This is a genomic window from Novosphingobium sp. (assembly GCF_030699305.1).
Classification (GTDB): Bacteria; Pseudomonadota; Alphaproteobacteria; order Sphingomonadales; family Sphingomonadaceae; genus Novosphingobium.
The window spans coordinates 19,386-30,884 of the sequence record NZ_JAUYNB010000019.1 but is presented as its reverse complement, the minus strand read 5'-3'; the positions used below and the strand labels follow the sequence as shown (position 1 = coordinate 30,884).

Below are 11,499 nucleotides of genomic sequence, written 5' to 3'. Positions count from 1 at the left end.
TGTCGAGACAGGGTTAGCGCAACCGTGTCTCGACTTCGCTCGACACGAACGGGAGTATGAATTTTGGCTGTTAGTCGAGACCCAGCGCCGCCGCCGCCCGCGCTGCCGCTTCGATCGCGGCGAGATCGGGCGCGCCCTTTTGCACCAGCCAGGAACCGCCGCAGCACAGCACGGAATCCTGCGCCAGCCAGTCGGGCGCGGTCTTTGCCGTGATGCCGCCGGTCGGGCAGAACCGGACCGAACCGAACGGCGCGGCGATGGCTTTCAGCGCGGGAATGCCGCCGTTGGCTTCGGCGGGGAAGAACTTGAACCGGTCCAGCCCCAGATCCAGCCCGCGCATGATGTCGGACGAGGTCGCGGTGCCGGGCAGGAACGGCACGTCCGCTGCGATCGCCGCCTTGGCCAGGCTTTCGGTCAGGCCGGGGGAGACGATGAACTCGCTGCCTGCCGTCAGCGCGTCATCCAGCGCGAATTCGTTGAGCACCGTGCCCGCCCCGACAATCGCGCCGGGCACCTGCTTCATTTCGCGGATCACATCGAGCGCCGAGGCGGTGCGCAGGGTCACTTCCAGCACCGGCAGGCCCCCTGCGACCAGGGCTTCGGCAATGGCGCGTGCGTGGGTGACATCCTCGATCACCAGCACGGGGACGACCGGGGCCATCAGCATGATTTCTTCGATCCGGCTCATTTCAGGTGTTCCGATGCAAAGGCAGCGGCGGCACCGAACAGGCCCGGCTGCGGATGGGTTATCAGTTTGACCGGCAGGCCCGCCATCAGCCCTTCGAAGCGCCCCTTGGCGCGGAAGCGGCTGGCGAAGCCGGATTTCAGCAAGGTATCGCGAATGCGCAGGCCCAGACCGCCCGCGATCACCACGCCCGACGCGCCCTGCGCCAGCGCGATATCGCCCGCGACCGCGCCCAGCGACAGGCAGAACCGGTCAACCGCGGCGGCGGCAAGGCTGTCTTCACCGCTGGTGCCCAGCTGCCACAGCGTGCGGTCATCCAGCGGCTGGATCGCGCGGCCTTCCATCGCGGCCAGCGCTTCGTAGATGTCGACGATGCCGGGGCCGGAGACGACGCGCTCCACCGAAACGCGGCGGTGGCGCTGGCGCAGCCGGGCGAGCAAGGCGTCCTCGATACTGTCGAGCGGGGCAAAGTCGATGTGCCCGCCTTCGGTCGCCTGCACGCGGTAATCCGCGCCATCGCGCCAGATATGCGCCGCGCCAAGGCCGGTGCCGGGGCCGACGACCGAGATCGTGCCGGTGGCGGGCAGCGGCTCATCCGGCCCGGCCAGATGGACGAAATGTTCGGGCGCCGCGCGGGCCACGGCATGACCGACCGCGCCGAAATCGTTGACCACGGTATAGCGGGTCGCACCCAGTTTTTCGGGGATCAGCGCGGGGCGGATGATCCACGGGTTGTTGGTGAACCGGATCACATCGCCGCCGACCGGCCCGGCCACCGCAATCGCCACCGCTTCGGGCAGGCTGCCGCCCTGCTGCTGTGCGAAGTCCTCCCACGCGGTCTGGAAGCTGGCGTGATCCTTGGTGTGGAGCGTCGCCGGTTCGCCCAGCGTGATCGCGCCATCGGCGGCGATTTCCGCCATCGCAAAGCGCGCGTGCGTGCCGCCGATATCGACGGTGACAAGGCTGGTCATGCGAAAACCTCCGTTCGTGTCGAGCGAAGTCGAGACACGTCGCACGCAGTTGTCTCGACTTCGCTCGACACGAACGGGCAGGGGGTGTTGGGGGCGGTCACAGTCCAGCCTCCGCCAGCATGGCCGATCCGCCCTGTTCGGCCCCATCGGCATGGCGGCGCAGCATGGCGAACAGTTCGCGGCCCATACCCATCGTTTCGCTCGGCGCCTCCGCGGGCAAGCGGCCGGTCAGGTCGGTCAGCACTTCCAGTGCGCCGGTGTGGGCGCAGAGGCGGATCACATCGCCGTCCTGCACCAGCGCCAGCGTGCCGCCATTGAGCGCTTCGGGGGTCACGTGGATCGCGGCAGGGATCTTGCCCGATGCGCCGGACATGCGCCCGTCGGTCACCAGCGCGACCTTGAAGCCCTTGTCCTGCAACACCCCCAGCGGCGGGGTCAGCTTGTGGAGTTCGGGCATCCCGTTGGCGCGCGGCCCCTGAAAGCGGACCACGACCACCACGTCACGGTCCAGTTCACCCGCCTTGAATGCGGCTTGCACGCCGTCCTGGCTGTCAAACACGCGGGCCGGGGCTTCGATGGTGTAGCGATCCGCCCCCACCGCGCTGGTCTTGAACGTCGCGCGCCCCAGATTGCCCTGCACCAGCCGCATCCCGCCATCGGGATGGAACGGCGCGGAGACGGGGGAAATGATCGTGGGATCGCCGCTGACGGCGGGGGAGGGGCGGAACGCCAGCGCATCGCCATCGAGGAACGGTTCGTCGGCATAAGCCGCCATGCCGCCTGTCGCCACGGTCAGGATATCGCCGTGGGCGAGGCCAGCATCCAGCAGCTGCCGGATGACATAGCCCATGCCGCCCGCCGCGTGGAAGTGGTTCACGTCCGCCCCGCCATTGGGGTAGACCCGCGCGATCAGCGGGACGACTGATGACAGTTCATCCAGATCCTGCCAGTCCAGCTTGATCCCGGCGGCGCGGGCCATCGCGGGCAGGTGGATCGCGTGGTTGGTCGATCCGCCGGTCGCCAGCAAGCCGACGCAGGCGTTCACGATGGCGCGTTCGTCCACCACCCGGCCCATCGGCCGGTAATCCGTGCCCTCGCGCCCGATCTCGGCCAGGCGGTGCACGGCCTTGCGGGTCAGCGCGGAGCGCAGCGGCGTGTTCGGCGGCACGAACGAGGCGCCCGGCACGTGCAGGCCCATCAGTTCCATCATCATCTGGTTGGAATTGGCGGTGCCATAGAACGTGCAGGTGCCGGGGCTGTGATAACTGGCGCTTTCGCTTTCCAGCAGGTCAGCGCGGGTCGCCTTGCCTTCGGCATAAAGCTGGCGGACCTTCTGTTTGTCCTTGTTGGCGAGGCCCGACGGCATCGGGCCGGACGGCACGAAGATCGCGGGCAAGTGCCCGAACCGCAGCGCGCCGATGACGAGGCCGGGGACGATCTTGTCGCAGATGCCCAGCAGCGCCATGCCATCGAACATCGCGTGGCTCATCGCCACAGCCGCCGACAGCGCTATGGTATCGCGGCTGAACAGGCTGAGTTCCATCCCGTCCTGGCCCTGAGTCACGCCGTCGCACATCGCCGGAACGCCGCCCGCGACTTGCGCGGTCGCGCCGACTTCACGGGCATACAGCTTCATCGCTTCGGGATAGCGGCCATAGGGCTGATGGGCCGAAAGCATGTCGTTGTACGCGGTGACGATCGCCAGGTTTGCCCCGCGCCCGCTCCGAATCGCGCCCTTGTCCTCCAGCGCGGCGGCAAAGCCGTGCGCCAGGTTGGAACAGGACAGCGCGCTGCGATTGGGGAAGCGTTCTGCCTCGCGGTCCATCAGGTCCAGATAGCGCTGGCGGCCGTCTTTGGACTTGGCGATGATCCGCGCGGTGACGCGCTCGACCACGGGGTGCAGGTTACTCATGCCAGTGAACTCCGTCGCGCTCGGTCAGCGCGATTGATGCGGATGGGCCCCAGGTTCCGGCGGCGTAGGGCTTCGGTTTCAGGTCGTGCTCGGTCCAGCTGGCGCGGATTCCGTCGATCCAGTCCCACTGCGCTTCCACTTCGTCGCGGCGCACGAACAGCGTCTGGTCGCCCTCAATCAGGTCGAGCAGCAGGCGTTCATAGGCGATCCGCTTGTTCGGCCCGGCAAAGGCATCGGCCATCGCGATGTCCAGCGGCACTTCGCGCAGGCGGATGCCGTCACGGTCCAGCCCCGGCACTTTGGCCATCAGCGACAGGGTGATGTTTTCTTCGGGCTGGATTCCGATCACCAGCCGGTTGGGGACCGAGCGCGCACCTTTTCCGGCGAAGATCGAGTGCGGGACATGGCGGAACTGCACCACGATCTCAGTCTTGCGCTGGGGCATCCGCTTGCCGGTGCGCAGGTAAAACGGCACGCCCTTCCAGCGCCAGTTATCAAGGTGCGCCTTGATCGCCACGAACGTTTCGGTGTCGGACGGCTTGCCCAGCTCCTCGTCATAACCCGGCACCGGCTGGCCGATGATCGCCCCGGCGCGGTACTGGCCGGTGACCGTTTCGGACGGATCGATCAGCCGCAGCGCGCGCAGCACCTTGACCTTTTCGTCGCGGATCGCGGTGGCGTTGTAATTCGCGGGCGGTTCCATCGCGACCAGCGCCAGCAGCTGGAGCATGTGGTTCTGCACCATGTCGCGCAGCGCGCCCGCGCCGTCGTAAAAGCCCACGCGGCCTTCCAGCCCGACCGTTTCGGCGACGGTGATCTGCACGTGATCGATATGCGCCGCGTTCCACAGCGGTTCGAACAGGATGTTGGCAAACCGCAGCGCCAGCAGGTTCTGGACGGTTTCCTTGCCCAGATAGTGATCGATCCGGAAGGTCCGGTCTTCCGGGAAGGCGCGCGCCACCGCGTCGTTGATTTCGCAGCTGCTCTGGAAATCGGTGCCGAGCGGCTTTTCGAGGCCGATCCGCACTTTGTCTCCGGTCAGCCCGCCAGCAGAGAGGCCCGCGATGGTCGCCTCGAACAGGCTGGGCGCGGTTGACAGGAAGATCGCCAGGCCATCGTCGATCGGGCCGACTTTGGCCGACAAGGCGGTGAACCCGGCCAGATCGTTGGCATCGAGCGGCTGGTAATGCAGCCGGTTCAGGAACGTCCCCATACTGCCGCGCCGGTCAGCGGGCAGGAACTTTTCCAGCGCGGCGCGGGCAAAGTTGCGAAAGCCTGCGTCATCGAAATCCTGCCGCGCGGTGCCGATGATCTGCAGGTCCTCGGCCACCAGCTTGTCCGCATGGAGCGCGCAGAGCGAGGGCAGCAGCATGCGCTGCGCAAGATCCCCGGTCGCGCCGAACAGCAGCAGGCGGTTTGCGGTAAAGCTCATCGCGGGGCGCCTGTGGGCAGGGTGCTTGGCGGGGTCATCATGCGCCATGGGGTAGCAGCGGGGCAGGGGAGTGGCCAGACCGCTGCATTCTTATGCATGACTGCAGGCCGGACTGAATACGTCTGCACCACGTGCTGCCTTCCCAAGTTTGCGCCGTGCGCATAGATACGCGGTCCATGACCGCCGCCCAGCTCAGCATCATGTTCTTCCTGCAACTCGCCGCGATCATCACCGCGTGCCGACTGGTCGGGTTGGCCGTGCAGCGCTGGCTGGGGCAGCCGCAAGTGGTGGGCGAGATGATCGCCGGGGTCTTGCTGGGGCCGTCGGTGCTGGGGTTGCTGCTGCCGCAAGTCGAAGCCGCGCTGTTTCCCGAGGAATCGAAGAAGGTGCTCTATGTCGGCGCGCAGCTGGGCGTGGGGCTGTATATGTTCATTGTCGGTCTGACGTTCGACAAGGATGAATTCCGCACCAGCGCGAAATCTGCCGTCGCCGTGGCGTTCGGCAGCATGGCCGCGCCGTTTGCAGTGGCCGCGCTGATGGCGCCGTGGCTGATGGGAATCGACGGGCTGTTCACCCCGCGCGTCAGCACCGCGCAGGCGGCGCTGTTCCTGGGCGCGGCGATTGCGATCACCGCGTTCCCGATGCTCGCCCGGATCATCCACGAACGCGGGATCGCGCATACCAAGCTGGGCACGCTGTCGCTGTCCTCCGGCGCGATTGGCGATGCGGGGGCGTGGATCGTGGTTGCGCTGGTGCTGGCCAGCCTTGGCGAAGGGGCTTCGCTGGCGTGGAAAGCGGTCGGCGGCGGGCTGGCGTTTGCGGTGGTGATGATCTGGGTCGCCCCGCGCCTGCTGCGCCGGCTGAGCGATGTCCATGCCCGGCACGGCGAAGTCGGCGGCGGGCTGCTCGGCACGGTGCTGGTGCTGTTCCTGTTGTCGGCCTTCGCAATGGACGCGGTCGGCATTCACGCGGTGTTCGGCGGCTTCCTGCTGGGCACGGCGATGCCGCGCGGCGCCTTTGCCGCAGAACTGCGGGCCAAGCTGGAGCCGTTCACCACGGTGTTCCTGCTGCCGATGTTCTTCACATTCTCGGGCCTCAACACCCAGTTGCAGGTGGTCGACAACCTGGCGCTGGCGGGTGCGGCGCTGGCGATTCTGGCGGCGTCGATCCTCGCCAAGGGCGGGGCGTGCTATCTCGCCGCGCGGCTGACCGGGCATGACCATGCCACCGCGATGGGGATCGGCGCGCTGATGAACGCGCGCGGGCTGATGGAACTGATCATCATCAATATCGGCCTGCAAAGCGGGATCATCGAGCCGGGACTGTTTGCGATCCTGGTGGTGATGGCGATCGTTACCACACTGATGGCCTCCCCGCTGTTCGAGGCGGTCTATGGCCGCCGCGCGCGGGAAGAGGGCCGGGAAGAGGGCAAGGTATGATCCGGCTGGCCCTGCTCGCCGCGCTGGCGCTGCTGGCCGCGCCGGTCAGCGCCGCGCCACGCTGTCCAGCGGACTCGCGGGTGATGACGTACAACATCCGGCTCGACACGCCCGCCGACGGGCCGAACCGCTGGGAATTGCGGCGCGATCTGCTGACCGCACAGTTGCACCTGTTGCGTCCGGACATTCTGGGGTTGCAGGAAGTCGTGCCGGGGCAACTGGCCGATCTGGAAGCCGCGCTGCCCGGCCATGTCCGGATCGGCCGCGGGCGCGACGCGGACGGCACCGCGGGCGAGGCATCGCCGCTGTTCATCGCCCGCGCAGGCTTTGCGGTGCGGAGCAGCGGGCAGTTCTGGCTCTCGCCCACGCCGGACAAGACCTCACGCGGGTGGGATGCGGCGTTTGCGCGGATCGTCACGTTTGCGCACTTGCGGCGGCGCAGCGATGGGGCGCAGGTGCTGGCGCTGAACACCCATTGGGACCATGTCGGCATTCAGGCGCGGCTGGAAAGCGCTGGCCAGATTGCCCGCTGGATCGCCGCCAACCGCCAGCGCGGCGAAGCACTGGTCGTGCTGGGGGATTTCAACGCGCAGCTGGCCGAGCCATCACTGCAAGCATTGCTGGCGGACGGGGTGCTGGCCGATGCCCGCACGGCGGCGGGGCGGCGTGCGCACGGCACCACCATTACCTTCAACGCGTTCCAGGCCGTGCCGGTCACGGGCGGCATCATCGACCATGTGCTGGTCGGCCCCGGCGTGACGGTGCGGCGGTATCACGCGCTGGCGGAGCATTTTGACGGGCGGGTGGCGTCGGATCACTTTCCGGTGATTGCAGACGTCGCGTTCGCGCGGGGCGGAAACGCTTCCAATCGCGTGCTCGCAGCTTGCCAAGGCGGCGAATGATTGCGACATTGCACTTCGAGGGCAGTGTGCAGAGACATTCCACGCAGTGAGCAAATCGACCATCGACGATGTCGCCGCCCTGGCCGGAGTGGCCCGCACCACTGTGTCGCGCGTGCTCAACAACCAGCCCAACGTCCGCGCGGAAGTGCGTGACAAGGTGCTGCACGCGGTTGCGCAGCTTGGCTACCGGGTCAACCTGCAGGCGCGGCAACTGGCCGGGAAAAAGGCGCTGCGGTTCGTGCTGGTCCATGCGTCAGACTTTGACAGCGAGCCGAACTCCTATTTCAGTTCCGCGCTGGAACTGGGCGCGACCCGCGCCGCAGCCCGGCTTGGCGCGCAGCTGATCACCCATTTCGTCAACCAGAACGATCCGCATGCCGCCCGGCAGATTCTGGCGCAGGCCGCGGACGACCATTGCAATGGCGTAATCCTGACCCCGCCGTTCGCGGATGATCCGGTGCTGCTGCGGGCGCTGGCGGCGCAGGATTGCCGCGTGGTCGGGATCGCCGCCGGGCCGGAAAGCCAGCTGCTGGTGGAAACCATCGGCATCGACGAAGTGCGCGCCGGGTATGACATGGCCGCGCACTTGCTGGCGCAGGGCCACCGCGCGTTCGGGTTCATCAAGGGACCGGCGCAGCACCGCTCGGCCGAAGGGCGCTATGACGGGTTCCTGGCGGCGCTGGCCGAGGCCGGGATTGCCGGGCAGGCGGTGCAGGCGGAACGCGGGAACTTTACCTTCCGGTCGGGGCTCGATTGCGCGCAGCGTCTGCTGGGGCCGGACCGCACGATCACCGCGCTGGTCTGCGCCAATGATGACATGGCGGCGGGCGCGCTGCTGGCCGCGCACAAGGCGGGGCTACGCATTCCGCAGGACATCGCGATCACCGGGTTCGATGATACGCCGGTGTCCGAAATCGTCTGGCCGCCGCTCACCACGATCCACCAGCCACTCCGCCGGATGGGCGAACGCGCGGTCGAACGGCTGGCGCAGCTGGCCGGCAGCGGCGCGCCCGATCCCGCCGTGCCGCCGCTGCACGAAATCGTGCCGCACCACCTGGTGCCACGCGATTCCAGCGGTTTGGCAGCGCAGTAACGGAATTGGAAGCGCTTCCTATTGACGGGGCGCGCACAATCCGGCAATAAATTGGAAGCGCTTCCAATTGTTCCGACTGTCCAGACCTCTGGCAGGATAGGCGAACATCCCGGAAATCCGCGCTTCATGGAGGGGATCGAATGGCATTGAGGGTTGATTCGCGTGACGCTGGCGTCCGGCTGCCGCGCACCTATCGTTTCGGATTTACGGCCGCTTCGGCGCTGGCGCTGGCGGCATTTGCACCGCAGGCCCTGGCGCAGGATGCGCCGGGCACCGATGCTGCTGAAGCGACGGAAGAGGATGGCGGGATCCTGGTTACCGGCATCCGCTTCTCCATCGCCAATTCCATCAACACCAAGCGCAGTTCCGACAGCATCGTCGAGGCGGTTTCGGCTGAAGATATCGGCAAGCTGCCGGATCAGTCGATCGCGGAATCGATTGCCCGCCTGCCGGGCCTCGCTGCCCAGCGCGTCAATGGCCGCGCCCAGGTGATCTCGCTGCGCGGGCTCTCGCCCGACTTCACCACCACGCTGCTCAACGGCCGCCAGCAGGCCAGTTCGGGCGATAACCGCTCGGTCGAGTTCGATCAGTATCCGTCCGAACTGCTGAACAGCGTCGTGATCTACAAGACGCCCGATGCGAGCATCGCCGGGATGGGGCTGGCCGGTTCGGCCGATCTGCGCACCGTGCGCCCGCTGGAATATGGCAAGACGGCCATCGCGCTCAACCTGCGCGGAGAACTCAACACCGGCGGCAAGCTGAACGATGATGTCCGCAACTGGGGCTGGCGCGGCAGTGCCAGCTGGATCGGGCAGAACGAGGACGGCACACTCGGCTGGGCACTGGGCTATGCCCACCTCGACAGCCCGACGCAGACCCGCCACACCAAGCTGTATAACTACGAAACGTTCTGCTGCGGGATCGATGGCAACATCAGCCCGGCGGGCGCTCGCAGCTCCTCGTTCGTGACCGGTCAGGAAGTCTTCGCCTATTCGCGCGAGAACAAGCGCGACGCGCTGATCGGCATTCTGGAGTTCGAGCCGAGCGAGGCGATCCATTCCACGCTCGACCTCTATTACTCACGGTTCAAGCAGCGCGAAGTGATGCGCGGCGCGCAGTGGTTCTCCAACGTCTGGGCCGATAGCCAGACTTTCACCAATGTCGGTACCACCACTGTCGGCGGCACCAGCGTCGGCGTGACGGGCACCACCAACGGCGTCGCCCCGCAGCTGCGCAACGATTACAACACCCGCGACGACAAGTTGTTCTCGGTCGGCTGGAACAACGAGTTGGCGCTGGGCGAATCGACCAAGCTGGTCGCCGACCTGTCCTATTCCCGCAACAAGCGGGATGAGAGCATCACCGAAACCTATCAGGGCTTTGGCACCGGTGCGACAGCTGCGACGCAGGGCGCCAACCGGACGTTTGACAGCATCGGCTGGGACTTCACCGATGCGCTGTCCGGCAAGGGTGGCTTCCCGCGCTTCGACGAAGGGCTGAACTATGCCGACGCCAGCAAGGTGTCGCTGGGCGACCGCGCCCCGTGGGGCGGCTGGGGCCATGACGGCGCGACCAAGGAACCGCAGGTCATCGAAAAGGTCTGGGCGATTGACCTGGGGATCAAGCGCGATCTGGGCGAAGGCTTCTTCCGCAGCGTTGAACTGGGCGGCAACTATACCCGCCGGACCAAGACCAAGGCGGTCGCCGAATACGACCTGTTCCTGAAGAATGGCCGCGCGCAGACGCTGGTGGGTTCGCAGTACCTGCTCGACCCGACCTCGCTGGGCTTTGCGGGCATGGGCAACGTGCTGGCCATCGACCTGAAGCAGGCGCTGCCGAACTACTACGACAAGACCGTCTATGTGGACCCCAACACCTTCGACAAGGCCTGGCGGATCGAGGAGGACATCTTCACCGCCCGCGCCAAGGTGCAGCTCGAAGCCGGGCCGCTGCGCGGCAACATCGGCCTGCAGATGGTCCACCAGAAGCAGCAGTCCGACGGCAGCGCGATCAACACCGTGGTCACCCCGCGCGTGGTGACGCCGGTGTCGAAATCGGCCAGCTATACCGACTGGCTGCCCAGCCTGAACCTGATCCTGGATCTGGGCGGCGGGCATCGTCTGCGTCTGGCCGCATCGAAAGTGCTGGCCCGGCCGCGCATGGATGAAATGCGCGCCTCGTTCATTCCCTCGTTCAGCAATCCTTGCGCCGGGGCTGGCGGCTCGTCGGTCAACTGCCAGCCGGGCGGAACGATCAATCCGTGGAACGGCAACGGCGGTAACGCCCAGCTCGAACCGTGGCGGGCGAAGGCCATCGACGTTGCGTACGAATGGTACATCGACAAGGGCAGCTATGTCTCGATCGCGGGCTTCCACAAGCACCTCGACAATTACATCTACACGCAGAGCCAGGTGTTCGATTTCACCGGGCTGCAGATGCCGACTACGGCAATCATCCCGGCGGGCGTGACGGTCAGCACCATCGGCCAGATCAACCAGCCGGCCAACGGCAAGGGCGGCTACATCCAGGGCATCGAACTGTCCGGTGCGCTGGGGCTGGGCAAGCTGACGTCGGTGCTGGACGGGTTCGGGGTGATCGGCAGCTATGCCTATACCAGGTCCAACCTGCGCCCGACCGCGTCAACCAATGCTACGACCGTTCAGGCCACCCGTATTCCGGGCCTGTCGGGCACGGTGTGGAACCTCACCGGTTACTTCGAAAAGGGCGGGTTCCAGGCGCGGGCGAGCTATCGTTACCGCTCGGCGTTCAAGGGCGAAGTCGTCCAGCTGTTCGCGGCGCGCGGGGCGACTGAAATCCTCGCGGACAAGCAGCTGGATGCGCAGATCGGCTACACCTTTGGCGAGGAATCCTCGCTCGGCGGGCTGTCGATCATGCTTCAGGCCAACAACCTGACCGATTCGCCCTATCGCACCCGGCTGGGTGTCGATGGCGGCGGGGCGAAGACGGCGGACGGCAGCTTCCTGCCGGAAACCTATGAAAAGTACGGGCGGCAGTTCCTGGTGGGCTTCGGCTACCGGTTCTGATCGACCCGCCCGGATCAGGTG

At 66.6% G+C, this 11,499-nt stretch carries 8 protein-coding genes; 4 read left to right on the top strand and 4 right to left on the bottom strand.

What is annotated here, in order from left to right:
- Positions 1–70 precede the first annotated feature (70 nt).
- The 4 genes from eda to zwf all read right to left on the bottom strand — a co-directional run bounded on the left by eda (position 71) and on the right by zwf (position 5,000).
- Positions 71–688, bottom strand: a complete 618-nt coding sequence (gene eda, locus Q8Q53_RS09075; protein WP_305701446.1) for a bifunctional 4-hydroxy-2-oxoglutarate aldolase/2-dehydro-3-deoxy-phosphogluconate aldolase — start codon at positions 686–688, stop codon at positions 71–73.
- Positions 685–1,656 carry a glucokinase gene (locus Q8Q53_RS09070; protein ID WP_305701445.1) on the bottom strand — a complete coding sequence of 324 codons (972 nt, stop codon included), beginning with the start codon at positions 1,654–1,656 and terminating at the stop codon, positions 685–687. Before Q8Q53_RS09070 ends, eda begins: the two co-directional genes overlap by 4 nt.
- A gap of 97 nt (positions 1,657–1,753) precedes the next feature.
- Positions 1,754–3,568 carry a phosphogluconate dehydratase gene (gene edd, locus Q8Q53_RS09065; protein WP_305701444.1) on the bottom strand — a complete coding sequence of 605 codons (1,815 nt, stop codon included), beginning with the start codon at positions 3,566–3,568 and terminating at the stop codon, positions 1,754–1,756.
- Positions 3,561–5,000, bottom strand: a complete 1,440-nt coding sequence (gene zwf / locus Q8Q53_RS09060) for a glucose-6-phosphate dehydrogenase (RefSeq protein ID WP_305701443.1) — start codon at positions 4,998–5,000, stop codon at positions 3,561–3,563. Before zwf ends, edd begins: the two co-directional genes overlap by 8 nt.
- A 176-nt stretch (positions 5,001–5,176) precedes the next feature.
- On the opposite strand from zwf, the gene Q8Q53_RS09055 reads away from it, so the two are divergent.
- The 4 genes from Q8Q53_RS09055 to Q8Q53_RS09040 all read left to right on the top strand — a co-directional run bounded on the left by Q8Q53_RS09055 (position 5,177) and on the right by Q8Q53_RS09040 (position 11,478).
- Positions 5,177–6,439, top strand: a complete 1,263-nt coding sequence (locus Q8Q53_RS09055) for a cation:proton antiporter (RefSeq protein ID WP_305701442.1) — start codon at positions 5,177–5,179, stop codon at positions 6,437–6,439.
- Entirely contained in the window at positions 6,436–7,341 is a 906-nt protein-coding gene (locus Q8Q53_RS09050; protein ID WP_305701441.1) for an endonuclease/exonuclease/phosphatase family protein, read from the top strand. The genes Q8Q53_RS09055 and Q8Q53_RS09050 overlap by 4 nt, the downstream gene beginning before the upstream one ends.
- A 46-nt stretch (positions 7,342–7,387) precedes the next feature.
- Positions 7,388–8,434, top strand: coding sequence for a LacI family DNA-binding transcriptional regulator (locus tag Q8Q53_RS09045; protein ID WP_305701440.1), 1,047 nt, complete (start codon positions 7,388–7,390; stop codon positions 8,432–8,434).
- A gap of 140 nt (positions 8,435–8,574) precedes the next feature.
- Complete coding sequence (locus Q8Q53_RS09040) at positions 8,575–11,478, top strand: TonB-dependent receptor (RefSeq protein ID WP_305701439.1); 2,904 nt, start codon at positions 8,575–8,577, stop codon at positions 11,476–11,478.
- The last annotated feature ends 21 nt before the right edge of the window (positions 11,479–11,499 follow it).

What these genes read in the sequence shown, in the direction of transcription:
- eda (WP_305701446.1), bottom strand. Translation starts at nt 688, where the DNA reads ATGAGCCGGATCGAAGAAATCATGCTGATGGCCCCGGTCGTCCCCGTG.
- zwf (WP_305701443.1), bottom strand. Translation starts at nt 5,000, where the DNA reads ATGAGCTTTACCGCAAACCGCCTGCTGCTGTTCGGCGCGACCGGGGAT.
- Q8Q53_RS09055 (WP_305701442.1), top strand. Translation starts at nt 5,177, where the DNA reads ATGACCGCCGCCCAGCTCAGCATCATGTTCTTCCTGCAACTCGCCGCG.
- Q8Q53_RS09040 (WP_305701439.1), top strand. Translation starts at nt 8,575, where the DNA reads ATGGCATTGAGGGTTGATTCGCGTGACGCTGGCGTCCGGCTGCCGCGC.
- edd (WP_305701444.1), bottom strand. Translation starts at nt 3,568, where the DNA reads ATGAGTAACCTGCACCCCGTGGTCGAGCGCGTCACCGCGCGGATCATC.
- Q8Q53_RS09070 (WP_305701445.1), bottom strand. Translation starts at nt 1,656, where the DNA reads ATGACCAGCCTTGTCACCGTCGATATCGGCGGCACGCACGCGCGCTTT.
- Q8Q53_RS09050 (WP_305701441.1), top strand. Translation starts at nt 6,436, where the DNA reads ATGATCCGGCTGGCCCTGCTCGCCGCGCTGGCGCTGCTGGCCGCGCCG.